This window comes from Kitasatospora atroaurantiaca (assembly GCF_007828955.1).
GTDB lineage: Bacteria > Actinomycetota > Actinomycetes > Streptomycetales > Streptomycetaceae > Kitasatospora > Kitasatospora atroaurantiaca.
Genome location: NZ_VIVR01000001.1, coordinates 3,667,441 through 3,693,261, shown reverse-complemented (window position 1 = coordinate 3,693,261; position 25,821 = coordinate 3,667,441). Strand labels below are relative to the sequence as shown.

Annotated in this window: 26 protein-coding genes, 4 tRNA genes and 1 pseudogene; 14 read left to right on the top strand and 17 right to left on the bottom strand. The window is 71.5% G+C overall.

Annotation, left to right across the window (positions count from 1 at the left end; genetic code table 11):
* Positions 1 to 21: 21 nt before the first annotated feature.
* The 3 genes from FB465_RS17075 (at position 22) to FB465_RS17065 (ending at position 453) form a co-directional block, all read left to right on the top strand.
* A tRNA-Ser gene (locus tag FB465_RS17075) sits at positions 22 to 112 on the top strand.
* Between the two features lie 131 nt (positions 113 to 243).
* A tRNA-Arg gene (locus tag FB465_RS17070) sits at positions 244 to 316 on the top strand.
* A gap of 64 nt (positions 317 to 380) precedes the next feature.
* Positions 381 to 453: transfer RNA gene (locus tag FB465_RS17065), tRNA-Arg, on the top strand.
* 49 nt (positions 454 to 502) lie between these two features.
* Here FB465_RS17065 and FB465_RS17060 read toward each other — a convergent pair.
* Both FB465_RS17060 and FB465_RS17055 read right to left on the bottom strand, forming a co-directional pair.
* A complete protein-coding gene (locus FB465_RS17060) occupies positions 503 to 1,702 on the bottom strand; it encodes a globin domain-containing protein (RefSeq protein ID WP_145791673.1) in 1,200 nt (399 codons plus the stop codon).
* A 10-nt stretch (positions 1,703 to 1,712) separates the two neighbouring features.
* Positions 1,713 to 2,126, bottom strand: a complete 414-nt coding sequence (locus tag FB465_RS17055; RefSeq protein ID WP_170290616.1) for a globin domain-containing protein — start codon at positions 2,124 to 2,126, stop codon at positions 1,713 to 1,715.
* A 438-nt stretch (positions 2,127 to 2,564) separates the two neighbouring features.
* Here FB465_RS17055 and FB465_RS17050 point away from each other — a divergent pair, with 438 nt between their 5' ends.
* Positions 2,565 to 5,273, top strand: coding sequence for an Ig-like domain-containing protein (locus FB465_RS17050; RefSeq protein ID WP_170290615.1), 2,709 nt, complete (start codon positions 2,565 to 2,567; stop codon positions 5,271 to 5,273).
* Between the two features lie 51 nt (positions 5,274 to 5,324).
* On the top strand, positions 5,325 to 6,527 hold the full coding sequence (locus FB465_RS17045; protein ID WP_145791668.1) for an SPFH domain-containing protein: 1,203 nt from the start codon (positions 5,325 to 5,327) through the stop codon (positions 6,525 to 6,527).
* Between the two features lie 109 nt (positions 6,528 to 6,636).
* Here the strand turns inward: FB465_RS17045 and FB465_RS17040 are convergent, their stop codons facing one another.
* Entirely contained in the window at positions 6,637 to 7,605 is a 969-nt protein-coding gene (locus FB465_RS17040) for an aldo/keto reductase (protein ID WP_145791666.1), read from the bottom strand.
* Positions 7,606 to 7,768: 163 nt separating this feature from the next.
* Between FB465_RS17040 and FB465_RS17035 the strand changes: the two genes are divergently transcribed.
* The gene (locus FB465_RS17035) at positions 7,769 to 7,966 is read left to right on the top strand and encodes a hypothetical protein (RefSeq protein ID WP_145791664.1); all 198 of its coding nucleotides are present in this window, start codon (positions 7,769 to 7,771) and stop codon (positions 7,964 to 7,966) included.
* 268 nt (positions 7,967 to 8,234) lie between these two features.
* Complete coding sequence (locus tag FB465_RS17030; RefSeq protein WP_170290614.1) at positions 8,235 to 9,128, top strand: tyrosine-protein phosphatase; 894 nt, start codon at positions 8,235 to 8,237, stop codon at positions 9,126 to 9,128.
* On the opposite strand, the gene FB465_RS17025 is transcribed toward FB465_RS17030, so the two are convergent.
* From FB465_RS17025 to FB465_RS16990, 8 genes are all read right to left on the bottom strand, one after another.
* Positions 9,129 to 10,046, bottom strand: a complete 918-nt coding sequence (locus FB465_RS17025; protein WP_145791661.1) for an RNA polymerase sigma factor SigF — start codon at positions 10,044 to 10,046, stop codon at positions 9,129 to 9,131.
* A gap of 170 nt (positions 10,047 to 10,216) precedes the next feature.
* Positions 10,217 to 11,116 carry an RNA polymerase sigma factor SigF gene (locus tag FB465_RS17020; RefSeq protein ID WP_145791659.1) on the bottom strand — a complete coding sequence of 300 codons (900 nt, stop codon included), beginning with the start codon at positions 11,114 to 11,116 and terminating at the stop codon, positions 10,217 to 10,219.
* Between the two features lie 277 nt (positions 11,117 to 11,393).
* A complete protein-coding gene (locus FB465_RS17015) occupies positions 11,394 to 11,687 on the bottom strand; it encodes a Dabb family protein (protein WP_145791658.1) in 294 nt (97 codons plus the stop codon).
* Between the two features lie 64 nt (positions 11,688 to 11,751).
* Entirely contained in the window at positions 11,752 to 11,940 is a 189-nt protein-coding gene (locus tag FB465_RS17010; protein WP_145791656.1) for a hypothetical protein, read from the bottom strand.
* A 378-nt stretch (positions 11,941 to 12,318) separates the two neighbouring features.
* Positions 12,319 to 12,408: transfer RNA gene (locus tag FB465_RS17005), tRNA-Ser, on the bottom strand.
* 58 nt (positions 12,409 to 12,466) lie between these two features.
* A complete protein-coding gene (gene tadA / locus FB465_RS17000; RefSeq protein WP_145791654.1) occupies positions 12,467 to 12,964 on the bottom strand; it encodes a tRNA adenosine(34) deaminase TadA in 498 nt (165 codons plus the stop codon).
* A gap of 29 nt (positions 12,965 to 12,993) precedes the next feature.
* On the bottom strand, positions 12,994 to 13,509 hold the full coding sequence (locus FB465_RS16995; protein WP_246192692.1) for a tRNA adenosine deaminase-associated protein: 516 nt from the start codon (positions 13,507 to 13,509) through the stop codon (positions 12,994 to 12,996).
* 268 nt (positions 13,510 to 13,777) lie between these two features.
* Entirely contained in the window at positions 13,778 to 13,981 is a 204-nt protein-coding gene (locus FB465_RS16990) for a hypothetical protein (RefSeq protein WP_145791651.1), read from the bottom strand.
* Positions 13,982 to 14,109: 128 nt separating this feature from the next.
* Between FB465_RS16990 and upp the strand changes: the two genes are divergently transcribed.
* Positions 14,110 to 14,745, top strand: a complete 636-nt coding sequence (gene upp, locus FB465_RS16985) for a uracil phosphoribosyltransferase (protein WP_145791649.1) — start codon at positions 14,110 to 14,112, stop codon at positions 14,743 to 14,745.
* Between the two features lie 78 nt (positions 14,746 to 14,823).
* On the opposite strand, the gene FB465_RS16980 is transcribed toward upp, so the two are convergent.
* Positions 14,824 to 15,504 (bottom strand): LytR C-terminal domain-containing protein, encoded by a 681-nt coding sequence (locus FB465_RS16980; RefSeq protein WP_145791648.1) that lies wholly within the window; start codon positions 15,502 to 15,504, stop codon positions 14,824 to 14,826.
* A 237-nt stretch (positions 15,505 to 15,741) separates the two neighbouring features.
* Positions 15,742 to 16,038, bottom strand: coding sequence for a type II toxin-antitoxin system VapB family antitoxin (locus tag FB465_RS16975; RefSeq protein ID WP_030061387.1), 297 nt, complete (start codon positions 16,036 to 16,038; stop codon positions 15,742 to 15,744).
* A gap of 128 nt (positions 16,039 to 16,166) precedes the next feature.
* Between FB465_RS16975 and FB465_RS16970 the strand changes: the two genes are divergently transcribed.
* Positions 16,167 to 17,816: a helicase HerA-like domain-containing protein gene (locus FB465_RS16970; protein WP_145791646.1), complete on the top strand. Its 1,650-nt coding sequence runs from the start codon at positions 16,167 to 16,169 to the stop codon at positions 17,814 to 17,816.
* Positions 17,817 to 17,968: 152 nt separating this feature from the next.
* Here FB465_RS16970 and FB465_RS16965 read toward each other — a convergent pair whose 3' ends face one another.
* Both FB465_RS16965 and FB465_RS16960 read right to left on the bottom strand, forming a co-directional pair.
* Positions 17,969 to 19,138 carry a glycoside hydrolase family protein gene (locus tag FB465_RS16965; protein ID WP_145791645.1) on the bottom strand — a complete coding sequence of 390 codons (1,170 nt, stop codon included), beginning with the start codon at positions 19,136 to 19,138 and terminating at the stop codon, positions 17,969 to 17,971.
* Positions 19,139 to 19,223: 85 nt separating this feature from the next.
* A complete protein-coding gene (locus tag FB465_RS16960) occupies positions 19,224 to 19,901 on the bottom strand; it encodes a rhomboid family intramembrane serine protease (protein ID WP_145791643.1) in 678 nt (225 codons plus the stop codon).
* Between the two features lie 75 nt (positions 19,902 to 19,976).
* Here FB465_RS16960 and FB465_RS35845 point away from each other — a divergent pair, with 75 nt between their 5' ends.
* From FB465_RS35845 to FB465_RS16950, 3 genes are all read left to right on the top strand, one after another.
* Positions 19,977 to 20,495, top strand: a complete 519-nt coding sequence (locus tag FB465_RS35845; protein WP_170290613.1) for a YbhB/YbcL family Raf kinase inhibitor-like protein — start codon at positions 19,977 to 19,979, stop codon at positions 20,493 to 20,495.
* 133 nt (positions 20,496 to 20,628) lie between these two features.
* Positions 20,629 to 21,666 (top strand): aspartate carbamoyltransferase, encoded by a 1,038-nt coding sequence (gene pyrB / locus FB465_RS35840; RefSeq protein WP_170290612.1) that lies wholly within the window; start codon positions 20,629 to 20,631, stop codon positions 21,664 to 21,666.
* 41 nt (positions 21,667 to 21,707) lie between these two features.
* Positions 21,708 to 22,472 carry an SDR family NAD(P)-dependent oxidoreductase gene (locus tag FB465_RS16950; RefSeq protein ID WP_145791641.1) on the top strand — a complete coding sequence of 255 codons (765 nt, stop codon included), beginning with the start codon at positions 21,708 to 21,710 and terminating at the stop codon, positions 22,470 to 22,472.
* A 23-nt stretch (positions 22,473 to 22,495) separates the two neighbouring features.
* On the opposite strand, the gene FB465_RS16945 is transcribed toward FB465_RS16950, so the two are convergent.
* Complete coding sequence (locus FB465_RS16945) at positions 22,496 to 23,164, bottom strand: nucleotidyl transferase AbiEii/AbiGii toxin family protein (protein ID WP_145791640.1); 669 nt, start codon at positions 23,162 to 23,164, stop codon at positions 22,496 to 22,498.
* 56 nt (positions 23,165 to 23,220) lie between these two features.
* Between FB465_RS16945 and FB465_RS16940 the strand changes: the two genes are divergently transcribed.
* Positions 23,221 to 23,433, top strand: coding sequence for a KTSC domain-containing protein (locus FB465_RS16940; protein WP_145791638.1), 213 nt, complete (start codon positions 23,221 to 23,223; stop codon positions 23,431 to 23,433).
* Between the two features lie 17 nt (positions 23,434 to 23,450).
* On the opposite strand, the pseudogene FB465_RS16935 reads toward FB465_RS16940, so the two are convergent.
* Positions 23,451 to 23,939 (bottom strand): annotated as a pseudogene (locus FB465_RS16935) (HhH-GPD-type base excision DNA repair protein); the annotation flags it as partial.
* 38 nt (positions 23,940 to 23,977) lie between these two features.
* Here FB465_RS16935 and FB465_RS16930 point away from each other — a divergent pair.
* Positions 23,978 to 25,753 carry a recombinase family protein gene (locus tag FB465_RS16930; protein WP_246192691.1) on the top strand — a complete coding sequence of 592 codons (1,776 nt, stop codon included), beginning with the start codon at positions 23,978 to 23,980 and terminating at the stop codon, positions 25,751 to 25,753.
* Positions 25,754 to 25,821: the final 68 nt, after the last annotated feature.

Sequence of the window (25,821 nt, the reverse complement as noted above, 5' to 3'; positions counted from 1 at the left end):
GGTCGGCGTGGTCCGGGTGGAGGAGGCTTCGCCTAGTCCGGTCTATGGCGCCGCACTGCTAATGCGGTTTGGGCCTTAAAGCCCATCGAGGGTTCAAATCCCTCAGCCTCCGCCTCACGGGAGCCCCGTCGGCAGCATGCCGACGGGGCTCTTGCGTGTCCGGGGTCAATCGATTTCGTCCCACGTCGCAGGTCATGTAATGTTGTCCCCGCACCGCCCCGCAGGCCCAGGCCCACAGGGCGAGCGCTCATAGCTCAACGGATAGAGCACTTGACTACGGATCAAGAGGTTGCAGGTTCGAATCCTGCTGAGCGCACTGCAATCGCGAGGCTCCGGGCTCACGCTCGGGGTCTTGTCGCTTGCTACGCGCAGTACCAAGGGCGCTCATAGCTCAACGGATAGAGCACTTGACTACGGATCAAGAGGTTGCAGGTTCGAATCCTGCTGAGCGCACAGACCGAAGGCCCCGGGCAGCAGCCCGGGGCTTTCGTCGTCCCCGGGGTCACCCCAGCTCGGTGCGGTTGATCCAGGCCACGTCCCGCTGGTCGAGGAACCACTCGGACGAGGTCAGCGGCCGGGCGCGGTTGAAGGTCACCGGCACGGGGTCGTGGCGGATCAGCTCCGGTTCGGCGTGGAGGCCGAGCAGCAGCTCGGCGATCGCGGGGGCGAGGTCGGGCGGCCCGCTGAGGTGGACGTCGTGGCCCGCCCAGCTGTCGCGCCCGTGCAGACCGTCCCGGAGCAGCTGTACCGCCTCCTCCCGGTGGCCGCCCACGGCGGGCGCGGCGAGCAGCACCCCCAGCCAGGCGTGCCGGGCGACCAGCTCCCGTACGGCGGGCAGGTCGTAGTGGTCGGTGTCGTCCCGGGCGGCGAGGAAGACGGTGGCGGGCCGGCCGCCGTCCCGGGCCAGCTGCTCGACCAGCGCCTTGATCTGCGCCCAGCCGGTACCGCCGGCCACCGCGAGCAGGGGCCGTACCGAGCCGGCCGCCAGGACGGCGTCGCCGAGCGGCGGCCCGATCCGCAGCCGCTCGCCCGGCATGACGTCGTTGACCAGGGCGGTGCTCAGCAGCCCGCCCGGCACCCGCCGGACGTGCAGCTCCAGGGTGCCGTCCGGGCGCGGGGCGTTCGCGATCGAGTACGGCCGCCAGACCTGCGGCTGCCGGGGCGAGCAGAGCGAGAGGTACTGTCCGGCGGTGAAGGGGTAGCGGCGGTCGGGCGCCAGGGTGAGCACCACGACGTCGGACGCGGCCCGGTGGCGGACCGTCACCTCGGCCTCCCACCAGGCCGGCGCGTCCGCGGGGACGGCGGCTGCGGCGTCGGTCATGGCCTGCGAGATCACCGTGTACGCCTCGGTCCAGGCCTTCTCGATCTCCGGTGTCCAGTAGTGGCCGGAGAAGTGCCGTACGGCGGCGATCAGGCTCGCCCCGACGGCCGGGTAGTGCTCGGGGGCGGCCTGGAACTTGCGGTGGTCCCGCCCGAGCGCCCGGAGGTAGCCGGTGAGCTGCTCGGGGCTCTCCAGCCGGAGGACGAGCTGGGTCAGCGCGGCGAAGAGCCGGTCGCGCTGCTCGGACATCTCGGCCGGGAAATGCGCGCGGACACCCGGATTGTGGGCGAACAGGTGGGCGTAGAAGTACTTGGCCAGGTGGTCGGCGCGGCGCTCGACGACGGCGAAGCTGGCGCGGACGACCGCTGGGTCGAAGGGCACCGCGGCGTCCTCAGCCGGAGGTCTCGGCCAGCGCCTGGCCCATGGTCTCGGCGACCACTCCGTACACGGCGGTCCAGGAGGCCTCGGTCTCCGGGGTCCACTCCTCGCCGGCGAAGTGCCGCAGCGCGGCCAGCAGGCTGGCGCCGACGGCGGGGAAGTGCGCGGGGAGGGCGCCGTACCCGGCGTGCCGGCGGCCGAGCTCCTGCAGGAGGCCGACCACGGTCTCGGTGTCCTCGAGGTGGGTGACGAGTGCGCCGAGGGCGGACCAGAGCCGGTCCTGCTGCTCACCGAGGTGCTCGGCGAAGAGGCTCCGGACACCCGGGTTGTGCTCGAACAGGTGCCGGTAGAAGTACGCGGCCACCTCGGGACCGTGCGGCTCCAGGGCGGCGAAACTGCTCTTGATGAGAACGGGATTAATCGTCACGGACCCTGACTCTACTGAGCTCCCGCCCAATTCGAACAGAGATCGCTGATGAATGGTCAATCGCACGACAGTAACGATCGGTTGACCACTTCTCCCGATGGCTGAAATGCATCGATCGCCGGCACTTCCTACGCTGCCGTGAGGGTGGCCGCCATTCGGGTGTTACCCGGGCATCGATGTCGGTGTCGCGGTATGACGGACTCCAGATCGTGATTCCCTTTTGTCCGATGTTATGGCCGCGTCAGAACGCCTGCCGACACCGCCCGTTGGCGGCCGACACCGAAGGAGAGCCGGATGAGCCGACAGTTTCCCCATACCGTCATGGTGTCCGCCACCCGCTCGGGCCGGTACGGGCGGAGAGTCCTCGCACGAAGAGCAGCCGCCACGTGCGCAGGAGTCGGTACACGGAGGGGAGTCGGCCGGACGCTGGCCGCCGTATTGGCCACCGGCCTGCTGCTTGGCTGGAATTCGACCGTCGCCCCGATCGCCGCCGATGCACAGCAGACTCCCGACACCTGGACGGGAGAGCGCCGCGCCGTGCTGCCGTCCGGACTGGCCGTCCAACTCGATTTCGCCCCCCTCCCCGGGATCACCGCCGCCGCCGCTCCCGGAAAGCTCGCTGCCCCGACCGGCGGCGGAACCGTCTATGCGGACGGAGTTCACGCCGGCGACCCCGCCGAGACCTTCAAGGTCGCCGAGGACCGCCCTCGCGCGGACGGTTCCTGGCGTACCGCGGGCACCCTGCAGATCTCCTTCTCCCGGGCCGTCCGGAATCCCCGGCTGCACATCAGCGGCCTCGCCTCGCTCGCCACCGGAAAGGGCGGCACCACGGGCACCGTGAGCCGACTGACCGTCACCGGCGGCTCGCCGAGCGCCCCGACGCTGGTCGGCCGTACGGACTGGACCGGCTGGACGGTCGCCGGCAACGCCCTCGGCCCGGTCGGCGAGGGCGAGAACGACGGGTCCTCCGACGGGCTGGGCACGCTCGAACTCTCCGGCACCATCACCACCGCCACCCTCCGGGTCGAGCAGCGCAGCACCGCCCGCGCGGGCAGCACCACCGCCCCGGCGCCGCTGCGCCAGGCGTACACCGTCACCCTGGACGAGGGCCTCGGCACCGCACCGCAGGGGTACGGGAACGTCTCGCACCTGGTCTCGGACCTCTTCCTGGGGCAGGACGGCGTCACCGGCATCGCACGGAAGGTGACGACGGCTCAGGTGGCCCACCCGCTGGTGCCGGCGGCCGTGCCCGGCGTACGGGAGCCGGTCGAGGACGTGCCCGTGGTCGAGCTGGACCACGGCGCCGCCCGCCGCAGGAGCCCCTGGGCCAACCCGGTACCGCCCGGGCTCCAGCCGAGCCGGGGCGAGTACCAGGGCGCCGACCCCACCGTGACGTTCCCGGCAGAGGCGGCGATCGGGCGGTACTTCGACCTCATCGTGCCGGTGAGCCCCGGCAGCGGGCCGGCCACGCTGGCCGGATGGATCGACTTCGACCGCAACGGGCGCTTCGACGCCACCGAGCGGGTGCAGACCGAGGTCCCGGCCGGCGCCACCACGGCAAGGCTGGAGTGGACCGTCCCCGGCAACGCCTCCGCCGGGGAGACCTGGGCCCGGCTGCGGATCGCCCGGGACGCCTCGCAGCTCGTCGGCGCGGGCGGCTTCGCCGACTCGGGAGAGGTGCTCGACCAGCGCATCAAGCTCTCGGTCGGCGCCTCCAAGCCCGAGATCACCGGCCCGGTGGCCGGAGCCGTGGTCGCCGCCGCCCGGCCGGAGATCCGGGGTGACGGCGCCGTCCAGGGGGCGGCCGTCGCGATCGTCGAGGGCGACACCACCCTCTGCCGGGCCACCGCCGGCACCGACGGCAGCTGGTCCTGCCGTCCGGACGCCCCGCTCGGCCCGGGCGCGCACAGCCTCGTCCCGGTCGAGACGACCAAGGGCGGCGTGGTGCTGAAGGGCGACGCCGTCCGGATCACCGTCAAGACCGAACCGCCGGCCGCCCCCGTGCTGACCCTGCCCGAGTACACCAACGACCCCGGCCTGCTGCTCACCGGCACGGCGGACCCGGGCAGCACCGTCTCGGTCACCGACGTGCCCGCCGGGAGCCGGGCGGCCGGGGAGTTGTGCAGTACGGCGGTCGCGGAGGACCGGACCTGGTCCTGCCTCCCGGTGGAGAACCTCGCCGACGGGCGGCACCAGCTCACCGCCGCCGCCGTGGACGGCGCCGGGAACCGGACGGCGGGCAAGCCCGTGCCCCTGGTGGTGGACACCGTGGCGCCCGACAAGCCGGTGCTCGGCTCGCCCGCGGCGGGCGAGACGGTGACGACCGCGAGGCCCCGGCTGACCGGGCGGGCCGAACCGGGCGCGACCGTCACCGTGACCGCCCGCAGCGGGGCGGGGGCGGGGGTCGTGGTCTGCACGGCCGCGGTGGCGGCCGACGGCACCTGGGCCTGCACGGCTGCCCGCGATCTCGCGGAGGGCGAGCACTCGGTGGTCGTCACGGTCACCGACCGGGCGGGCAACGGGACGGCGGGGGAGGGGGTCACCGTACGGGTCAAGCCCACGGCGAGCCCGGCGAGCCCGGCGGGCCCGACTTCGGCCGGTCCGAGTGCCGGTCCGAGTGCCGGTCCGAGTGCCGGTCCGAGCGCCGCGGCGAGTGCGAGTGCGAGTCCCGCTCCGACTCCGAGCGCCTCGGTGAGCGCCACCCCGTCAGGCTCCCCGTCCGCCTCGCCATCCCCGTCCCCGTCGGCGTCGCCGGTGGTCACCCCGTCCGCAAGGCCCTCTCGGACGCCCGAGACCCCGGTGATCCTCCCGATCCTCGTGCCGACGGTCGCCCCGAGCCCGGCACCGTCGACCAGCACCTCCCCCAAGCCGAGTACGAGCGCAAGTGCGTCGCCGACCCCCTCCCCGAGCAAGGCCTCCGCGAAGTCCGTCCCGACCTCGGAGACCCCCGCCGCAGTAGAGGAGCTGGAGCACCGGACGCTTGCCCTCCCTCCCGCGGACACCGATGAGGCAGCAGCAGCCGCCGCGCACCGCTCGGCCACGGACGCCTGGCGCGTCGGCGCCTGCGGCTTCCTCCTCCTGCTCGCAGCCGTCGGTCTGCTGACCCGCCGGATCTTCAGCCGTGGGCCGGGAGGGCGCAGGCGCTGACGGCACGCCCTTCACCCAGTTGTGCGACACACCGACCCCGAGGATCCGTGCATGGACGTCACCCGCGATTCTTCTCCGCGACCCAACTCCTGGCCTCCGGCGCTGCCCGAGCGGCCGCCGGTCGGCGCCACCCAGCTCAGCCGGGTGGTGGCCGACGCCGTCACCAGGCCGCTGGTCAGGGCGTCGGCCATGCCCGCCGAGGACGAGCTCGAGGCCCTCGTCGCCGAGCCCCTCGCGGCCGAGCCACCCGTGGGCCGACCACCCGAGGCCCAGCCCGAGGTGACCCAGCCCCTGGCGACCCAGTCCGCCGCCCGTCGCCCGCCGCGCACCGACCCCGGCCTCCGCGAGCACCGCGCCCGCAGCATCCCCGGCTGGGTCGCGCTGCTCACGCTGCTCACCGCGGTCGCGGCCCTGGTCCTGGTCCTCGCCCGGACCGGGGTGATCCCGCGTATCGCGGCTCTCCCCGACATCCGCACCGGCGCCGCCAGGACGAGGGGCGAACCCGATGTCACCGCCGAGGCGATCGCCATCGCCTGCGCGGCCGGACTGCTGGCCGTCCTCACCATGGCCGGGCTGCTGGTCAACGCGGGCGGCGAGACCCGGGTGCTCACCCGGTGGGGCCGCTACCGGGGCACCGTGCGCCGAAACGGCCTGGCCTGGGTCAACCCGCTGCTGCGCCGGCGCAGGGTCGACGTCCGGCTGCGCCACTGGCGCAGCGACCCGGTCCACGTCACGGACCGTACGGGCACGCCGATCGTGGTCCGGCTGCTGATCGTCTGGCGGGTCAAGGACACCGCCCGGGCCCTGCTCTCCGTCGCCGATCACGAGACCTACCTGCGCGAGCAGGTCCACGCGGTGCTCACCCGCACCGCCGGCGCGCTGCCCTGCGACAGCCACGACGCCCCCGGCCCCACCCTCCGGGACGGCCAGTGGTTCGCCGACGAGCTCACCAGGGCGCTGGCCGCCGAGGTCGCCCCGGCCGGACTGGAGGTCTACTCCGCCCAGCCGCTGACCGTCGACTACGCGCCGGAGGTCGCCGACAGCATGCGCCGCCGCCGGGTCGCCGACCTGGACGCGGGCCTGCGCACCATCCTGGTCGACGACGCGGTCGAGGCGGCCGCCCTCGCCGTACGGCGGCTGGAACGGGTCACCGCCCACGAGCTGGACGAAGCCGCCCGCCGCTCGCTGATGGAACAGCTGCTGATCGCCTTCGTCGCCCCCGCCGGGCGCGTCAACAAGGGCGTCCGCCAGTAGATGAGGCAGCGGGCCAACCACAGGGGCGCGGGGAACTGCGCGAGGCGGAAGGCAACGGCCTGTGCCCTCCCGCCTCGCGCAGTTCCCCGCGCCCCTGGGAGACTCAATCTCAGGCCGAGGCCTCGTCCAGCAGCTTCAGGTCCTCCGCCGACAGCCGCAGCCACGCCGCCGCGAGCAGCGGGGGCAGCTGCTCGACCGTCCGGGCGCTGGCGATCGGCGCGGCGATCGTGGGCTGGGCGGCGAGCCAGGCCAGTGCCACGGTGGCGATTTCGACCCCGTGCGTCTCGGCGACCTTGTCCAGCGCCGCGAGCACCTTCGGGCCCCGCGGGTCCTGCAGGTAGCGGCCGGCACCTTCGGCGCGGGCGCTGTCCACCGCCGCACCCTCCGGCCGGTACTTGCCGGTGAGGAAGCCCGAGGCGAGCGCGAAGTACGGCACCGAGGAGAGCCCGTGCTCCGCGACGACCTCGGCCAGCGGGCCCTCGTACGTCGACCGCGAGACCAGGTTGTAGTGCGGCTGGACGGCCACGTACGCCGCGAGGCCCTCCCCGGCCGAGAAGGTGAGTGACTCAGCGAGCCGCTCGGCGCTGATGTTGGAGGCGGCGATCGCGCGGACCTTGCCCTCCCTGACCAGCTCGTCGAGCGCGGTGATGAACTCCTCGACCGGGGTCTCGAGGTCGTCCCGGTGGGTGTAGAGCAGGTCGATCCGCTCGATGCCGAGCCGGCGCAGGGACGCCTCGGTGGCGGACCTGATGTTCGCCGCCTTCAGCCCGCTCGCCTCGGGGTGCATACCGATCTTGGTGGCGACGACGATCTCGTCGCGGTTGCCCCGGCTGCGCAGCCAGTTGCCGACGATGGTCTCCGACTCGCCGCCGGTGTTGCCCGGGGCCCAGGCCGAGTACATGTCGGCGGTGTCGATGAAGTTGCCCCCGCCGGCCGCGTAGGCGTCGAGCACGGCGAAGGACTGCGCCTCGTCCGCCGTCCAGCCGAAGACATTGCCGCCGAGGGAGAGGGGCGAGACGGCGAGGTCCGAGCTGCCGAGGGTCACCTTGTGGGGAGCGTCACTGCGAATGTCGGTCATGACCGCAGTCAACCGGATCGCTCCGCGTCGCCATTCCGGGTCGCGGGAGGTTTCATGAGCTTGTCGCACGCCCGTTGCACGATGTGAGCAGCGTGTGGAGGGGTCACTCCGGCGGGGGGTCCGGGGTGTCCTCCGAGCGGTCGGGTTGGCTAGAGTCCCTGCCATGGCTGACAACGACTACGACCCCGCCGGCAGCACCCAGATGTTCCGGGCGTTCGTCGACGAGAGCCCCGCGCCCCAGGCCCCGGGCTCCGTCTCCACCTACGGCAGCACCGGTGGCAACCGGACGGGCCTGGTCGTCGGCATCGCCGTCGCCGCGCTCGTCGTGGTGGCCGCGGTGGTCTGGCTCGCCGTCAAGTAACCCGCCGGGAACTCACGGTACGCCTGGCGGCCGGGGCCTCGACGGCTCCGCCGCCGGGCGTCCGGCTTCAGGCCCCCTGGGTGCCTGTCCACCGACCCGAGCCCGACACCTTCACATCCCTCCCGGGAAGCACGCCGGCCGTACGCGCCTGCGGGCCGATCGGGCGTCGACCCGCCCCGCGTTCCGGGCGGCGAGCCGCCCTACACTGATCGCGTCCTGCGCATTTCGTACACCCGTGCCGTACATCCGTGCCCCTGGAGGACACCCCGTGACCCAGCAGCCCACCGAGACCGCTCGCAGCCTCGGCCTCCAGGGTGCGGTCAACGCCCGCGACCTCGGTGGCTACCGGACCGCTGAGGGCCGCACCGTCCGGCACGGTGTCGCCCTGCGCGCGGACGCGCTCAACCGCCTGACCGACGACGACCTCGCCCTGCTCGCCGGCAGCGGGCTGCGCCGGGTCATCGACCTGCGCAGCCTGGACGAGGTCCGGGAGGCCGGTCCGGACCGCATCCCCGGCCTGCCCACGGCGGAGATCTCCGCGGCGGAGTACTCCGCCAGCCCCGTCACCGTCGAGCCCGCGACGCCGGACGGCCTGACCCTGCACCACCTGCCGGTCTTCGCCGCCGACTTCGACATATACGTGGCCCTGCGCAACGCCCTGGCCGACCGGGATGCCGGCAAGCAGCGCGCCCTCCTCGGCGACGGCAAGGCCGAGCGGATGATGCTGAGCCTCTACCGCTGGTTCGTCACCGACCCCGTGGCCCGCGAGCGCTTCGCCACCGTGCTGCGCCTGCTGGCCGCGCCGGACGGCCCGCCGGTGCTCTTCCACTGCTCGGCGGGCAAGGACCGCACCGGCTGGGTGGCCGCCCTGGTGCTGACCGCCCTCGGTGTCGACCGCGAGACCGTCTTCGAGGACTACCTCCTCACCAACAAGCGTTCCGCCGCCCTGATCGAGCGCGTCGTGGACAGCTTCGGCACCCGCGGCCTGATGAAGGAGCCCGCCCTGCTGCTCCCGATCTTCCGCGCGGACCGCGGCTACCTGGAGGCGGCCTTCGAGGAGGTCGCCACCGGGTGGGCGTCCTTCGAGAAGTTCTGGCAGGACGGCCTCGGCCTGGACGACGACATCCTGGACGGCCTGCGCAGCAACCTCCTCCGGGACTGACTACTCGCTGATCAGGCCGGCCCGCAGCTGCGTCAGCGTCTTGGTGAGCAGCCGCGACACGTGCATCTGCGAGATGCCGATCTCCTCGCCGATCTGGGACTGCGTCAGATTGCCGAAGAAGCGCAGCATGATGATCCGCCGCTCGCGCGGCGGCAGCTTGGCCAGCAGCGGCTTGAGCGACTCGCGGTACTCCACGCCCTCCAGCGCCAGGTCCTCGTAGCCGAGCCGCTCGGCGAGCGGGCCGTCGCCGTCCTCCTCGCCGGGGGTGGAGTCCAGCGAGCTGGCGGTGTACGCGTTGCCGACCGCGAGGCCCTCCACCACGTCCTCCTCGCTGACGCCGAGGAAGACGGCCAGCTCGGCGACGGTGGGGGAGCGGTCCAGCTTCTGGGAGAGCTCGTCGCCGGCCTTGGTGAGGGCGAGCCGCAGCTCCTGGAGCCGCCGGGGAACCCGGACCGACCAGCTGGTGTCCCGGAAGAAACGCTTGATCTCGCCGACCACGGTGGGCATCGCGAAGGTCGGGAACTCCACCCCGCGCTCCGGGTCGAAGCGGTCGATCGCCTTGATCAGGCCGATGGTGCCGACCTGGACGATGTCCTCCATCGGCTCGTTGCGGCTGCGGAAGCGCGCGGAGGCGTACCGGACCAGCGGCAGGTTGAGCTCGATCAGGGTGTCGCGGACGTAGGTGTGCTCGGTGCTGCCGGTCTCCAGTGTGGCCAGCCGGTGGAACAGCGACCGGGAGAGCGTCCGGGTGTCCAGAGCCCGGTCCAGGGTCCTGTCCGGAGTCCCGCCGTCCTGCACCGTGCCGACCGCCTTGGCCGGCGGCGCGGCGGACCCGGGACTGTACGTCTGCTGCGCAGGGATCTTCTCGGCGACCGTCGTGGTGCCGTGGATCTCGGCACGGCCCAGCTCTCCGGACATGTGTACCCACCCCCTTGTGACTGACTGTTCAACGGTCACTACCGAGTGGCAGTTCCCGGCTGGCTGACCCTCCAGCTCAATACCGGATCACACGTCCCGGCAAACCCGAACGTCGCAAGATGTCACGCGGTGGTAACGCGTAGCAACCCACCGACCCGGCCCTGGGCGGCCTACTCCTCCCAGGAGTTTCCGGTTCGCAACCGGGTCAGGATTCTGGACAGTAGCCGGGAGACGTGCATCTGGGACATGCCCAGCTCGGTGCTGATCTGGGACTGTGTCAGGTTGGCGAAGAACCGGAGCATGATGATCCGCCGCTCGCGTTCCGGCAGCTGTACCAGCAGGTGCCGCACCATGTCCCGGTGCTCGACGTCGGCCAGCGCCGAGTCCTCGTAGCCGAGCCGGTCCAGCAGCGCCAGCCCGCCCTCGTGTTCCTGTGCGGCCTCCAGCGAGGCGGCGTTGTAGGCCCGCCCGGCGTCCAGGCAGGCCCGTACGTCCTCCTCCGGGATCCGCAGGTTGGCGGCGATCTCCGGCACCTTGGGCGCCCGGCCGTGCGCGATCGTCAGCTCCTCCATCGCGCCGCTCACCTGCACCCACAGCTCCTGCAGCCGGCGCGGGACGTGCATGGTGCGGACGTTGTCGCGGAAGTACCGCTTGATCTCGCCCAGGATGGTCGGCAGCGCGTACGTCGGGAACTGCACACCCCGGTTCGGGTCGAAGCGGTCGATGGCGTTGATCAGGCCGATGGTGCCGACCTGGACGATGTCCTCCATCGGCTCGTTGCGGCTGCGGAACCGCGTCGCGGCGTACCGCACCAGCGGGATGTTGATCTCGATCAGGGCCGCGCGGACGCGCTCCCGCTCGGGGGCGTCGGAGGGCAGCTCCGCGAGCCGTTCGAAGAGCACGCGGGTCAGCGTGCGGACGTCGACCGCGCTGCGCCCGCCGGGCGTGCGCTCCTTCGGCTCGCCCGGTGTCCCGACGGGGGCCGGCTCCTCGGTGGTGTCCGCGGGCTCCACCCGGGGTGACTCCTCCTCGCCGGTCTCCGGCGTGCTGTCCTGTGTCTGCACGGTCACGTCACCCCTCCCAAAGTCGACACCGGTAGTCCGAGCAGCTGCTCGCGGTACGTGGCTCGTGGGACTGGGCTCTCTTCCCGAGCTGGGCTCACCACCTCGCCAGGTCCGGCAAAACCGGTCATAGCATCACAAGTCGTGCGCAGTCCGGGCAAGCACCGCATAGAGGTGTGTTGGGCGGACCGCTGGGAGGACGGCCGGACATGCGACAGCCCCCCGGCTCGCACAAAGCCGGGGGGCCGAAGGGTCGTGCGGGTACGATCGGTAGGCCGACGGAGTGTCAGACCTCGATGTCGGCGATCACCCAGGTGGCGAACTCACGCCACTGTCCGGCGGCGGCCTGATGGGCCGGGTGGCCCAGGTAGGCCTGAAGGGTGTCCCGGTCGTCGACCAGGCTGTTGATCGCATAGTCGTACGCGATGTCGCGGACGGTGGTGTTCCAGCCGCACTCCCACTCGCGCAGCTCCGGGATCAGCGAGCCGAGCTCCTCGAAGGCCTTGGCGCCGGCGAGGGCGCGCTCGTCGTCCTTGGTGACGCCGTCGTTGAGCTTGAACAGGACCAGGTGCCGGATCACGATGCCGCTCCTAGCGGGTGAGGGTGGGTGCGAACCCAGCCACGGTAGCTCTCCTGCACGCGTCCTAGTTCACCAGTCCGGTCATGAACGTCCCGACCGCCTTCGCCGCGTCCGAGATCCCGACGAACCCCGACTGCACCAGCTCGGCCGCCCGGGCCGGGGATGTGATGACCGTGTAGATCACGAAAATGAGCAGGAGGTACATGCCGATCTTCTTCGCCTGCGCCATCGAACCGGCCTGCCTCCCTGCCATGGGGCCGCCCCGTCCCTTGTCCCCGGGCGCGCCTCCGCTCCTGCTCCTGCGCGCAGCTTATCCACCAGACGGCCCAGCGCGTGAGAGACGCGTTCACCCTCGGGGACGAAGGTCCCCACGACAGGGGCCTTTCTCCGGATGCCCGGCCCCGAGGCGTGCAAGAGGATGGTTGTTGTACCGACGGATCTGGCAGGAATCCCGGTACATGGATCCGGAGGCTCCCCGCTGTGGGACCGGACGCCGCGGCTTCCCCCCGACGCGGCACCGGTTGTGGGACCTCCGCGGGGGCGCGGTTCGTCCCCCCGGAGCCGCGCCCCCTCCGAACGGCGCGAACGACGAAGGGCCCGAGCTGAGATCAGCTCGGGCCCTTCGTGATGCTGGCGGTAGCGGTGGGATTCGAACCCACGGTGGAGTTGCCCCCACACACGCTTTCGAGGCGTGCTCCTTTGGCCGCTCGGACACGCTACCGAGGGAGACTCTACCGGACGGGTCGCGCGGTCACGAAATCCGTTCCGGGGGCGAGGGCTCAGCGCTGGGTGTCGAAGAACGCGAGGAGCTGCGCGGAGCACTCCTCGGCGAGGACACCCGGAACCACCTCGGGCCGGTGGTTGAGGCGGCGGTCGCGGATCACGTCGATGAGGGAGCCCGCGGCGCCGGCCTTCTCGTCGTAGGCGCCGTACACCACACGGTCGATCCGGGAGAGCACGATGGCGCCCGCGCACATGGTGCAGGGCTCCAGGGTGACCACCAGGGTGCAGCCGCTCAGCCGCCACTCCCCGACGGCCGCGGCCGCCTCGCGGATGGCCACCACCTCGGCGTGCGCCGTCGGATCGCCGACCGCCTCGCGCTCGTTGTGGCCGCGTCCGAGCACCTCCCCGTCCGGCCCGAGCACGAGTGCCCCGACCGGTACGTCGCCGGTGGCGGGCGCCAGTGCGGCCTCGGCGATGGCGAGGCGCATCAGCTCCGTCCAGCGGTCGCGTACCGGGTCGGGGCGTACGGGGGCCGGGAGGGGAACGATCTGCATGGCACCAGTGTCCGGCACCGGCACGGCCGTTACCGCACCGCCTCCAGCACCTCGCCGCAGCCCAGGGCCTCGGCGATCTCGGCCAGCGCGTCGCCGGGCACCGCGCCCTCGCCGCTCAGGTCCAGCAGATCCGGCGAGGCGAGCCCGAACTCCGTCAGCAGGTCGGAGTCGCCGAGCGGACCGACCGGGACCCCGCCGGGGCCGACGGCGGTGCCGGCGTCCTCCTCGTCCTGATCGCTCTCGTCGGTCTCCGCGTCCTCGTCCTCCAGCTCCGACACCAGGCTGTCGAAGTCGTCGAAGTCGCCGTCGCCGACCCGGTCGACCAGTTCGTCGGTGAGGATCGAGCCGTAGGAGCTGCGGGCGGCGGCGGCGCCGTCCGAGACGAAGATCCGCGGGTCCTCCTCGCCGTCCACGCGGAGGACGGCGAACCACGCGTCCTCCTGTTCGATGAAGACCAGGACGGTGTCGTCGTCCTGGGCGGCCTCGCGGGCCAGGTCGGCCAGGTCGGCCAGGGTTTCGACGTCGTCGAGTTCTGTCTCGCTCACATCCCACCCGCCATCGGTGCGAGCAAGCACTGCAGCGAAGTACGCCACCAGGGACTCTCCCAAGATTGGTCTCGGCTGTAGGCGATCTCGGGCGAACGCGGTCTGGCCGCCCCCGCGCCAGAGGCGGTCCGCTGTTCGGACCGTCCCACCGGCATCGTGACAGAAAGCCCGCCGCTGCGGGGGGTGTTCGGCAGCGCGTCTTTGCAGGTCGTGTCGGAAAGACCGGCCCGGGACCGAGGATGCAGCCGACACGCCGACCGGTACGCCGTCAGATCCGGAAGGTTCGCATTCGCAGGGCCTCGCGCATCCGGCGCTCCTTGGTGCGCCGGGGCTGCACCCGGGCGCGCAGCTCGCGGGCCTCCGCGAGCTCGCGGAGGAAGACGGCTCGCCGTCTGCGGCGCTGCGCCTCGGTCTCGGGTGGGGCCTCGGACTCTTCTGACGAGCCGCCCCCGGGGTCCGGGTTGCTCTTCATACGGTCCGACTTTCCCAGAAGTGTCCGGTTGATACCAGTGGAAAGGTCTCGGTTCGGACTCCCCCGTCCGCCGGTCGTGACGGTCACGGCGGTCGTACGTCTGTGCCGTTGCCCGTTATCGTCGAACCATGCGTCTCCATGTCGTCGACCACCCGCTGGTGGCCCACAAGCTCTCCACCCTGCGCGACGAGCGCACCGACTCGCCGACCTTCCGGCGGCTGACCGACGAGCTCGTCACGCTCCTCGCGTACGAGGCCACCCGGGACGTCCGTACCGACCAGGTGGAGGTCACCACGCCGGTCGCCGTCACCACCGGGACCAGGCTCAGCTACCCGCGCCCGCTGGTGGTGCCGATCCTGCGCGCCGGGCTCGGCATGCTGGACGGCATGACCCGGCTGCTGCCGACCGCCGAGGTCGGGTTCCTGGGCATGGTCCGCAACGAGGAGACCCTGGAGGCGTCCACGTACGCCACCCGGATGCCGGACGACCTCTCCGGCCGTCAGGTCTACGTCCTCGACCCGATGCTGGCCACCGGCGGCACGCTGGTCGCGGCGATCCGGATGCTGATCGAGCGCGGCGCCACGGATGTCACCGCGGTCGTGCTGCTGGCGGCGCCCGAGGGCATCGCGGTGATGGAGAAGGAGCTGACCGGGCTGCCCGTCACCGTGGTGACGGCCGCCGTGGACGAGCGGCTCAACGAGAACGGCTACATCGTGCCCGGCCTCGGCGACGCCGGCGACCGCCTGTACGGCACGGCGGGCTGAACCCACGCAGACCGGAGAGGGGCCCCCGGATTCCGGGGGCCCCTCTCTGCGTGCGTACGGGCCGTGCGGACGGCCGGATCAGCAGCTGCCCGGCGCCGGGGAGGCGGAGGGCGACGGCTTGGTCGCGATCTCCAGTGCGGAGGCCGCCTGGGTCGGGTCGAGCAGCGCGGCGAAGGTGTCGCCGAGCACGAAGTCCACGCTGGCGTCGGTACGGGCGTCCGCTGAGCCGGCGGACCCGGCGACCTGCGAGCCGAGCAGCGTGGCGGCGCCGAGCCCGGCCGGGCCGCTGACCACCTGCACGGTGCCGGGCACCTTCTTGTCGAGCGCGGCGGGGGCGTTGCCGACCTTGCCGATGGTGAAGCCGCGCTTCTTCAGCTCATCCGCCGTCCGGGCCGCCAGGCCGGCCTTGCCGGTGGCGTTGTACACGTTCACCGTGACGGCCTGCGGCTGCGGGATGGCGGTGCTGGTGGCGGCCGCCGCCGGGGAGCCGGAGGCCCCGGGGCCCGAGGCGGGTGCGGCGAGCGGCTTGCCGGAGGTGGTGGCGGCGGGCGTGGCACAGGCCTGGGCCGAGGAGTGCCGGCCCTTGCCGGTGAAGATGTCCACCAACTGCACGCCGCCGAGCCCGATCAGGGCCAGCGCGAGCAACGAGCCGATCAGGGCCAGGATCTTGCGGCTCCTGCGGGGCGGGCGTCCCAGGCGGGGGTACGAGTTGCCGGTGATCCGGTACTGCTTCCCCTTCAACCCCTGGGGAGTCAACATGCTCACAGTCTGTCTCCCCCTCGTGCCAGGGCAGGCTCGGTGACGGGTTGTGGCCAGTGACGACTGCGGCCGGGAGAGCGGAGTCGCCGGACAACTGCGGCCGTATTCAGCAGATTAGTGCCAGACCGCGTGCGAAGGTACTAAATGATCATCATCTGGAGTACGACGGCACTCGAAAGGATGTACCGGCGTCCGGCCGGGCCGTCTCGGAAGGGTGACGGAGGGACCTGGGCGAGGTCATTCCATCTCTAGGACGCGTGCGTGCAGCACCTGGCGCTGCTGCAGGGCAGCCCGCACCGCGCGGTGCAGACCGTCCTCCAGATAGAGGTCGCCGTGCCACTTCACCACGTGGGCGAAGAGGTCCCCGTAGAAGGTGGAGTCCTCGGCCAGGAGGGTTTCGAGGTCCAGTTGCCCCTTGGTGGTCACCAGCTGGTCCAGCCGCACCGGACGCGGCGCGACGTCCGCCCACTGGCGGGTGCTGGTCCGGCCGTGATCCGGGTACGGCCGTCCGTTGCCGATGCGCTTGAAGATCACACGGAAAGCCTACCGTCACGTCGGCCGGGGGCGCAGCAGGCGTGGCCTGGCCTGCGCTTGGCGATTTGAAGCGATTACATGGTGAATGTCGCATTTGCCGATCCGTGCCGCCCTGGGAGCCCGCCGAGATGACCGCTGAGACTCCGTCCGTTCCGGACACCCCGCCCACCGGCGGACCGCCGGCCGGACCGCCGGCCGGACCGCCGGCCGGACCACCCGCGGGCACCCTGCCCGCCGCCACGCCGCCGGCCGTTCAGGAGATCGCCGCAGGCTACGCCTTCACCGGCCCGGCCCTCGATCTCGGCGCGGTCCTGCACGGCAGCACCGCCTACCCCGAGGCGCAGGTCCGGATCCCGCTCGGTGTGCTCAACCGGCACGGCCTGGTCGCCGGGGCGACCGGCACCGGCAAGACCAAGACCCTGCAGCTGATCGCGGAACAGCTCTCGGCCCAGGGCGTCCCGGTCTTCCTCGCCGACATCAAGGGCGACGTCTCCGGGATCTCCCTCCCCGGCACCGCGGGCGACCGCGTCACCACCCGGGCCGCCGAGGTCGGGCAGCGGTGGGTGCCGCAGGGGTGCCCCGCCGAGTTCTACGCGCTCGGCGGCATGGGGGTCGGCATCCCCGTCCGGGCCACCGTCACCAGCTTCGGCCCGCTGCTGCTCTCCAAGGTGCTCGACCTGAACGAGACCCAGGAGGCCTCGCTCGGCCTGGTCTTCCACTACGCCGACCGGAACGGCCTCGAGCTGTACGACCTCAAGGACCTCACCTCGGTCATCGGCTTCCTCACCTCACCCGAGGGCAAGGAGCAGCTCAAGACCGTCGGCGGACTCTCCGCCGCCACGGCGGGGGTGATCCTGCGTTCGCTGACGGTGCTGGACAACGAGGGCGCGGGGGCGTTCTTCGGCGAGCCCGAGTTCGACACCGCCGAGCTGCTGCGCACGGGGGCGGAGGGGCGCGGGGTGGTCTCGGTCCTGGAGCTGCCGGCCGTGCAGGACCGGCCGAGGCTCTTCTCCACCTTCCTGATGTGGCTGCTGGCCGACCTCTACCAGGAGCTGCCGGAGGTCGGCGACCTCGACAGGCCGAAGCTGGTCTTCTTCTTCGACGAGGCCCACCTGCTCTTCAAGGGTGCCTCGAAGGCCTTCCTGGAGGCGATCACCCAGACCGTGCGGCTGATCCGCTCGAAGGGCATCGGGATCTTCTTCGTCACCCAGACGCCGCGGGACGTCCCGGCCGAGGTGCTCGCCCAGCTGGGCAACCGGGTCCAGCACGCGCTGCGCGCCTTCACCCCGGACGACGCCAAGGCGCTCAAGGCGACGGTCTCCACCTTCCCCAGGTCCTCGTACGACCTCGCCGAGGTGCTCACCCAGCTCGGGACGGGCGAGGCCGTGGTCACCGTGCTCTCCGAGAGGGGGGCGCCGACGCCGGTGGCCGCCACCCGGCTGCGGGCGCCGCAGTCGCTGATGGGGCCGGTCGAGGAGACGGCGCTCCGGGCGGCGGTGGACGCCTCGCCGCTGACGGCGCGTTACCGGGACGCGGTCGACCGCGAGTCGGCGTACGAGAAGCTGGCGGCGCGTACGGCGCCACCCGAGAAGGCTGCGGCATCCGAGAGACCTGCGGCTCCCGCGCCGGAGAAGGAGAGCGAGAAGGAGGAGGGCGGGCTGCTCGGGTCGCTGCTGAGCAACCCGGCGCTGAAGTCCTTCGCCCGCTCGGCCGGCACCCAGCTCGGCCGGGAGATCTCCCGCAGCATCTTCGGCACCTCGCGCCGTCGACGCCGGTAGGCGGGCAACCCATCAGGACGGGGTACCCCAAAGGGGCGCGCGGAACTGCGCGAGATCGGAAGGCAGCGACCTGTGCCCTCCCGCTTCGCGCACGCGGTTCATCAAGCAGGGCCTCGCGCCCCTGGGGTTACTCCGCTGCACTGGCAGATGCCCTAACCGGAACGCAGGGCCTCGCCGATCCGGTCGAGGGACGAGAGCCGCATCAGGCCGTAGTTGTAGAACTCGACCTCGGGGACGCCGAGTTCGCGCAGTACCGCGATCTTCGCCGCCAGGTTCGCCGGGCCGTCGCAGTCCTCGGCCATCGGGCGGAGGATCACGGCCATCTCCGCCGGGCGGACGCCGTGCAGAGCGAACGCGGCGATCTTCTCCCGGACGGCCTCCGGGGTCTTCGCGTAGCCGAGCGTCTCGACCTGGTGGGCGGCCTTGGCGAGGGCGGGGAGGTCGATCCCGGAGAGCCAGCCCTTCCCCGGGCCGCCGCCGTCCATGAAGGTCAGCCGCATGCCCAGGTGCGCCGCCGCCTCCGCGACCTCGGCGGCCAGTGAGGTGACGGTGAGTGCGGCGGCGTCGACGTACGCGGCGACCGCACCGCCCGCGAGCTCGTCCAGTGCGGCCGGCGCGGCGGCCCTCCGCTCGTCGGCGAGCCGGGTGCGCAGCTCCTCCCGGACGGCCTGGCCGACCTCGTCGGCCGGTACGCCGGCCGCGGCGGCGTTGGCCCGGCAGTGGGTGCAGAAGCATAGCCCGAGCAGCGCCTCCGTGACCGGGCCGAGCTCCTCGAAGTAGCGCTCGTGGTGGTAGCCGTGGCGCAGGCCGTGGAAGTGCAGCGACTCGGCGCGTACGGCATCCACGCCGTACCGGGCGAACTCGGCCACCAGCGTGGTGGCGTACTCCCTCACCTCCGGGTTGGCCGGGCAGAGCTCGGTCAGGTACCGGTCGCCGAAGGCGTTGGCGGGGGCGCAGTCGGGGTGCTGGAAGCCGAGGCGGTCGTTGTGGCAGAAGACCGTCCAGGCGTGCAGCTTGAGGCCGCGCCGCTGCGCCTGTTCGGCCGCCTCGGCGAAGGGGTCCCGCTCGCCGATCGCGGTGGAGGGCGTCGGGGCCAGCCGACGGCCGGCCCAGCGGGCGGGGTCGGGGCGGAAGTACGCCGCGCCCGGCTCCAGGTAGCGGACCACCCGGCGGGGGTTGTGCGGGAAGACGTCGCGGGCCTCGTGGTAGACGGAGGCCAGGGTGACGCCGCCGACCCCGGCGCGGTCGGTGAGGTTTCCGAAGAAGGTGTCGGCGCCCTCGTCGATCAGATCGGTGGCGAAGGCGAGGACGGACGACTCCACGGGGCGGCTCCGGGGCAGGTGGTGCGGGAGCTGCCCACGCTAGCCCGGCGGTCCGGCATTGGTCTATACCTGAGGCGCCGAGCGGCTACAGCCCCAGGTCGTCCAGCTCCTTGAGCAGCTGCGCCCGGTCGGAGCCCTGCCCGGGCACGGGGGCGGCCGGCGCGGTCTTCCGCTGCCGCTCGCGGAAGATCCAGGCTCCCGCGAGCCCGCCCACCAGACCACCCAGGTGGGCCAGCCAGCTGACGCCCGGGGTGCCGGGGACGGCGGTGGTGAGGATGTAGGCGAAGGACGCGCCCATGACCAGGCCGATCAGGCTGTCGATCAGGTTCCGGTCGATCACGCCGCGCAGCACCACGTAGCCGAAGTAGCCGTAGATCACGCCGCTCGCGCCGACCGTCACCACCTGCTCGCGTTCGAACAGCCAGACGGCCGCGCCGCTGGTCAGCACCACCAGCAGGGTCAGCCCCAGGAACCGCTTGACGCCCCGGTAGGCGGCGAGGAAGCCGAACACGAAGAGCGGCCCCGAGTTGCCCTCCAGGTGCTGCCAGTTGGCGTGCAGGAAGGGCGCCGCGAACACATCGGCCAGCCGGCCCGGGCGGTGGGCCATGATGCCGTGGTCGAGGGAGAGCCGGTAGTCGTCGGTCCAGTTGGCCAGCTGGACCGCCCAGACCACGCAGAGCAGCGCGAACATCACGAAGAACGCCTTGCGCGCCTCGGCGATCATCCGAGCGGGGTCCAGGGTGGTCGTGTCGTCCGCAGCCATGGGGGTGACTCTACGGCGGGCTCCTAGACTGCAGGGTGGATATTCACCACCCGAACCGTTGAAGAAGGTGCTGCGATGAGCGTCCGCCCGCCCCTGCCGTACGAGTTCCTGCCCCAGGTCCCCTCGTTCGAGCTGACCAGCCGTGACCTCAAGGACGGCGCCGAGCTGCCCGACACCTTCGCCTACGGCGGCGGCAACCAGTCGCCGCACCTCGCCTGGTCGGGCTTCCCGGCGGGGACCCGCGGCTTCGCCGTCACCTGCTTCGACCCGGACGCGCCGACCGCCAGCGGCTGGTGGCACTGGCTCGCGGTGAACCTGCCGGCCGACACCACCGAGCTCGCGCGCGGCGCCGGCAGCTCGGACGCGAGCCTCCCGGGCGAGGCCTTCCACGTCCGCAACGACTTCCCCGGCCACAAGTACGACGGCGCCGCCCCGCCGCCCGGCCCGGCGCACCGCTACGTCTTCGCCGTGCACGCCCTGGACGTGCCCGCCCTCGACGTCACCCCGGACACCCCGGCCGGGGTGGTCGGCTTCAACCTGACCTTCCACGCCCTCGGCCGTGCACTGCTCACCGCCGAGTACGCCGCGCGCTGAAGCCGCGCGCTGAAGCCGCGCACCGAAGCCGCACACCGAATTCCGTCCGGAATTCGGATCAGAACCGGCGGATTACACTGTCCGCGGCCGAGCGACACAGCTGAGCAGTACATACGAGGAAGTCAGAGCCGCCATGTCACTGACCGGAAAGCACATTCTCTCGAGCGATCTTTTCGATCGGGACGAGCTGGAGCGGCTCTTCGAACTGGCGGAGGTGCTGGTGCCGGTGGCCCGGGGGGAGCAGGTCACCCGGGCGCTGGAGGGCGCGGTGATGGCCAGCCTCTTCTTCGAGCCCAGCACGCGCACCAGGCTGAGCTGCGAGTCCGCCTTCCTGCGCCTCGGCGGCGCGGTGACCAGCACCACCGGCAGCGAGGTCAGCTCGCTCGCCAAGGGTGAGTCGCTCGCCGACACCAGCCAGGTGATCAGCGGCTACTGCGACCTCGCGGTGATGCGGCACCCCGAGGTGAGCTCCATCCACGAGTTCGCGGCGGTCACCAACATCCCGGTCGTCAACGCCGGCAACGGCGCGGGGGAGCACCCGACCCAGGCGCTGCTCGACATGTTCACCCTGCACCGCGAGTTCGGCCGGCTCGGCAAGAGCATGGACGGCCGCCGGATCGCGCTGATCGGCGACCTGCGCCACGGCCGGGCCCCGCACTCCCTGATGAAGCTGCTCGCGCTCTACGAGGACCTGACCATCGTCTGCATCGCCCCGGAGAGCCTCGGCATGCCGCAGGAACTCCTGGAGCTGGCGGTGAGCCACGGCCACCGGATCGAGGAGAGCCACCGGCCGAGCATCGCGCTCAAGGAAGCCGACGCGGTCTACGCGACCCGCCTGCAGACCGAGCGCTTCGCGGACAAGCCGCTCCCGTACAGCGACGAGTTCCGGGTCGACCGGGCACTGGTCAGCCAGGTCTGCCGGGCCGACGCGGTGATCATGCACCCGCTGCCCCGAGACAGCCGGCCCGGCGCCAACGACCTCGGCGCCGACCTCAACGGCGACCCGCGCCTGGCGGTCTTCCGCCAGTCCGACGCCGGCATCCCGACCCGGATGGCCCTGTTCGCCTCCGTCCTGGGCGTGGCCGACGAGGTGCGCAAGTCGCTGCGCCCCGCGGGCTGGTACCGCCCCGAGTACACCCGGCCGGACGACGCGCCGTTCTACAAGAGCTGACCGCTCGACACCTTGCGGGACTCTATGGGGGAGAGGGCTCGATGACGGAACGACTTGCCGTGGTGTCGGGAGGCGGGACGGGGATCGGCAAGGCGATCGCCCGGGAGCTCGCGGGCTCCGGCTACCGGGTGGTCATCCTCGGGCGGCGGGCCGAGGTCCTGGAACGGGCCCGCGAGGAGATCGACCTGGCCCTGGGCGAGCCCAGGGTGGTGCCCGTCGTCGCCGACCTCACGGACCCCGCGCAGGTGTCCGGGGCGGCGGAGACGATCACCGCCCTGGGCCCCGTCGACGTCCTGGTCAACAACGCCGGAGCCGTGATCACCCCGCCCGCCGACGCCGGCCTCGCCGCGCTCGCGGAATCCTGGCGGCGTGACCTCGACATCAACCTGCTGACGGCCGTCCTGCTCACCACCGCCCTCCTCGACCACCTGCGCCGCCCCGGCGGCCGGCTGATCGTCATCAGCTCGGCGGCCGCCCAGCGCGGCGGAGCCGGTCCGCACTCGGCCGGTTCGTACGCCGCCGCGAAGGCCGCCCTGCACGGCTGGGCCTTCGGCCTCACCCGGCAGCTGGGCCCGGACGGCATCACGGTCAACGTGCTCGCGCCCGGGTACGTGGCCGACACCGAGATCTTCGGGGAGGGCTGGAGCCCGGAGTTCCACGCCGCGAAGATCGCCGACACCCTGGTCGGCCGCGCGGGCACCCCCGAGGACGTCGCGGGGATGGTCGGCTACCTCGCCTCGCCGGCCGCCGGCTACCTCACCGGCCAGGTGATCGGGCTCAACGGCGGTGCGGTGCTCGGGCGGTAGAGGCCGCCAGGCCCGGGTAGGTCTCAGTCGGCGTCCGGCGGGGTCTCCTCCATGAGCCGCTCCGCGATGTCGTCGACCCAGGACTGCGCCCAGGCCCGCAACGCGGCGGTGGCGGCCGGGTCCAGCCCGGCGGCGGCGAACTCGGCGTCGTCGATCCAGTCCGCCCTGGCCAGCCGGGCCTGCAGCTCGGTGAGGTCGAACTCCTCGCGGGCATGGCGGCGGCCGAGTTCCTCCAGCTCGGCGTGGCTCCACCGGTCCGCGGCGGCGTGGACGTCGATCAGGTCCCGGGCGAGCCCTCGGTCGGCGAGCGCCCGGACCTTGGTGCCGATCACGTCCTCGACCGCCAGCACCGGCCCGAACTCGCTCTCCACCGGTGGCCGCCAGAGCGTCTCCTTGAGGATCTCGATCTCGCACTCCTCCCCGGCGTCCGGATCCGCCGCCAGCAGCACCGCCGACAGCGGCTCGGTCTCCAGCTCCCGCACCTGCCAGCCGAGCCGGCCGAGCCCGGTGCGTACGGCCGCCGCGATGTCCGCTATCGGGGTGGCGCTGTCGGTGGCCACGTCGACGTTGCGGGTCGGCCGGTCGGTGAGGCCGTGGAGCTGCACCGCGATCCCGCCGCCGAGGGCCAGTGCGTACGGGGCGCCGACCGCCAGGAGATCGGCGAGCAGCCGCGGGTGCGGGGTGGTTGCCATGGCGTCAGTATTGGGCAGTGGGCGGGGTACGCCCGGTATTGGCGGTGCGAAGTGTCATGGTGCGCGAAGACGTCGAGTCCTCGGCCCTGCGGTCGGTGGGGTACGACCGGGGCGGGCACGTGCTGGAGATCGAGTTCGTGAGCAGCAGCGTCTACCAGTACTCCGGGGTGCCGGGGCGCATTCACCGGGCCCTGATGGCTGCGGCGAGCCACGGGCGGTACTTCAACCAGGCCATCAGGGGGCGCTACACCTACCGCAGGATCACCTGAGCGGAAGGGGTACCCGGTTACCGCGCTGCCTTTGCGGCCCGTTTGGCCTCCTGTTTGTACGCCCGCACCTTGGCGAGCGACTCCGGGCCGGTGATGTCGGCCACCGAGCGGTGGCAGCCCGGCTCGCCGTACGAGCCCGCCGCCTCGCGCCAGCCCTCGGGTGTGACGTCGAACTGCTTGCCGAGAAGTGCCAGGAAGATCTGGGCCTTCTGCTTGCCGAAACCGGGCAGGGCGTTCAGCCGGCCGAGGAGCTCCTTGCCGGTGGCGGCGTCGCGCCACACCGCGGCCGCGTCGCCGTCGTAGTGCTCGACCAGGTCCTGGCAGAGCTGCTGGATCCGCTTGGCCATGGCGCCCGGGTACCGGTGCACGGCCGGCTTCGACGAGAGCAGGGCCACGAACGCCTCGGGGCCGTAGGCGGCGATCTCCCGGGCGTCCAGATCGTCCCGTCCCATCCGCTGGGCGATGGTGTACGGGCCGGAGAACGCCCACTCCATCGGGACCTGCTGTCTGAACCGTACGGACTCACACTCGGGAGTCCGTACCCATGGCTACTGCCACCCTGACCCGCGAAGCCGGGAAGTCCTTGCGCTCTGGCTCCGGCATGAGCGAGAACCTGACCCCTGCCGAAGCTGTCGAGACCCTGCGCGGTCTCAGCTCCATCCGACTGTCCGTCAAGACCGACGAGACCACCAGCCCCGAACGCCAGGAAGAGGCCAACGACCGTGTGGCCGCCCTTCTCAACATCGACTTCGGCACAGGGGATGCCCGCCGAAGCGCCGTAGACCTTGACGTGTCAGCGAGCAAGGTGAGCCCGTTCGATCGGCCCCAGCTCGGTAAGTGGCTTGCGCGTCCGGAAGAATACGACGTGATTGTCTGGTGGCGCTTCGACCGTGCTATTCGGTCCATGAGCGACATGAACGAGCTTGCCAAATGGGCAAGGAAACATCGGAAAATGCTGGTCTTCGCTGAGGGAATCGGCGGCGGACACCAGGTATTCGACTTCCGAAATCCCATGGACCCCATGGCCGAATTCATGCTCATGCTTCTCGCGTTTGCAGCACAGGTCGAATCGCAGAGCATCAAAGACCGCGTGACAGGCGCGAAGGCCGCCATGCGAAAGATGGAATACCGGTGGGCAGGCGGCAGGATTCCCTATGGCTACCAGCCCGAGCAGGTTGAAGAGGGTGACTGGAAGGGCTGGACCCTGGTCCAGGACCCGAAGGCAGTTGCGGTATACCTCTTCATGATCGGGGAAATCCTCAAGGGTCGCGCAGTCAACGCCATTGCCCAGGAACTCACGACACAGCGCATACCGTGCCCCGGCGACCACCAAAGGCTGAAGAAGGTCAAGGCAGGCAGCGCCGAAGAGGCAAAGATCCTTGCGAACCTGAGCCCTTGGCGCCCTGGGACCATTCGGGAACTTCTCGCATCGGAAAACATGATCGGCTGGAAGATGCACCAGAAGAAGCCCGTACGGAAGGACGACGGTTCGCCGGTGCTCATGACGGCCGAGCCGATCCTTACCCGTGAAGAATTCGATCACATCAATGGCATCCTTGACTCGCGAGCCAAGAATCCGGTTCAGCGGAAGGATACGCACGCAATGCTCATGCGAGTAGCGCTGTGCTCCGGATGCGGAAGCCGAATGTACCTGGGCGAAATCGACCCCGAGACCGGAGATGGCCGGTACCGATGCGGTGCAAACACGAGGGGAATGAAGTGCACGGCACAGGGTCTGGTCAAGAGCCTTTGGCTTGAGACCTACGTAACTGAGCTCTTCCTCAGCATGGCCGGACACGTGGAGTTCACAGAGACCCGGACGACACCCGGCTATGACCCTGAGCCCGAACTACGCGCCACCCTGGCCGAGTTCGAGGAACACCAGGAGCAGAAGGGGCGGCAAAAGTCGAAGGCCGCCCTTGCTGCCTGGCAGAAGAGGGCTGATGCACTGGACAACCGCCTTGCGGAGCTGGAGACCGCCGAGAAGGTGGAAGCCAGGACCGAGCGCATTGGAACGGGCCGCACGATCGCGCATGCCTGGCGGGAAGGAGACAGCGAGACGCGCCGCACCATCCTGCTTGAGGCCGGGTGCACGGTGCTGGTGGGCAAGGGCGGACGGGGCAAGCTGTCGCCATCCAACGAAGACCGCACCATGATGCTCGTGCAAGGCGACTTCGACCCATCGCTTGAGGCGGTAGGCGACCCCGCTGAGGACTCCGGCGAGCGGCCAGCCCCGAAGGCCGGTAGCAAGCTCCGCATAGTCGCCCCTGGTGGCGTGTACGAGCTGCCTGCCCGTCAAGACCTTGCCCAGGCCGCCTGACGGCCCCGTACGACCCCGAGACGCCCCGGTACGGCTCTGAGCCTGCCGGGGCTTTCTCGCGCCCGCTA

Bases quoted from the DNA above. Each gene is read 5' to 3' on its own strand.
- FB465_RS17045 (WP_145791668.1), top strand. From the start codon at position 5,325: ATGGACGTCACCCGCGATTCTTCTCCGCGACCCAACTCCTGGCCTCCG.
- FB465_RS17040 (WP_145791666.1), bottom strand. From the start codon at position 7,605: ATGACCGACATTCGCAGTGACGCTCCCCACAAGGTGACCCTCGGCAGC.
- FB465_RS17035 (WP_145791664.1), top strand. From the start codon at position 7,769: ATGGCTGACAACGACTACGACCCCGCCGGCAGCACCCAGATGTTCCGG.
- FB465_RS17025 (WP_145791661.1), bottom strand. From the start codon at position 10,046: ATGTCCGGAGAGCTGGGCCGTGCCGAGATCCACGGCACCACGACGGTC.
- FB465_RS17010 (WP_145791656.1), bottom strand. From the start codon at position 11,940: ATGGCAGGGAGGCAGGCCGGTTCGATGGCGCAGGCGAAGAAGATCGGC.
- tadA (WP_145791654.1), bottom strand. From the start codon at position 12,964: ATGCAGATCGTTCCCCTCCCGGCCCCCGTACGCCCCGACCCGGTACGC.
- FB465_RS16990 (WP_145791651.1), bottom strand. From the start codon at position 13,981: ATGAAGAGCAACCCGGACCCCGGGGGCGGCTCGTCAGAAGAGTCCGAG.
- upp (WP_145791649.1), top strand. From the start codon at position 14,110: ATGCGTCTCCATGTCGTCGACCACCCGCTGGTGGCCCACAAGCTCTCC.
- FB465_RS16980 (WP_145791648.1), bottom strand. From the start codon at position 15,504: ATGTTGACTCCCCAGGGGTTGAAGGGGAAGCAGTACCGGATCACCGGC.
- FB465_RS16970 (WP_145791646.1), top strand. From the start codon at position 16,167: ATGACCGCTGAGACTCCGTCCGTTCCGGACACCCCGCCCACCGGCGGA.
- FB465_RS16960 (WP_145791643.1), bottom strand. From the start codon at position 19,901: ATGGCTGCGGACGACACGACCACCCTGGACCCCGCTCGGATGATCGCC.
- FB465_RS35845 (WP_170290613.1), top strand. From the start codon at position 19,977: ATGAGCGTCCGCCCGCCCCTGCCGTACGAGTTCCTGCCCCAGGTCCCC.
- pyrB (WP_170290612.1), top strand. From the start codon at position 20,629: ATGTCACTGACCGGAAAGCACATTCTCTCGAGCGATCTTTTCGATCGG.
- FB465_RS16950 (WP_145791641.1), top strand. From the start codon at position 21,708: ATGACGGAACGACTTGCCGTGGTGTCGGGAGGCGGGACGGGGATCGGC.
- FB465_RS16945 (WP_145791640.1), bottom strand. From the start codon at position 23,164: ATGGCAACCACCCCGCACCCGCGGCTGCTCGCCGATCTCCTGGCGGTC.
- FB465_RS16940 (WP_145791638.1), top strand. From the start codon at position 23,221: ATGGTGCGCGAAGACGTCGAGTCCTCGGCCCTGCGGTCGGTGGGGTAC.
- FB465_RS16930 (WP_246192691.1), top strand. From the start codon at position 23,978: ATGGCTACTGCCACCCTGACCCGCGAAGCCGGGAAGTCCTTGCGCTCT.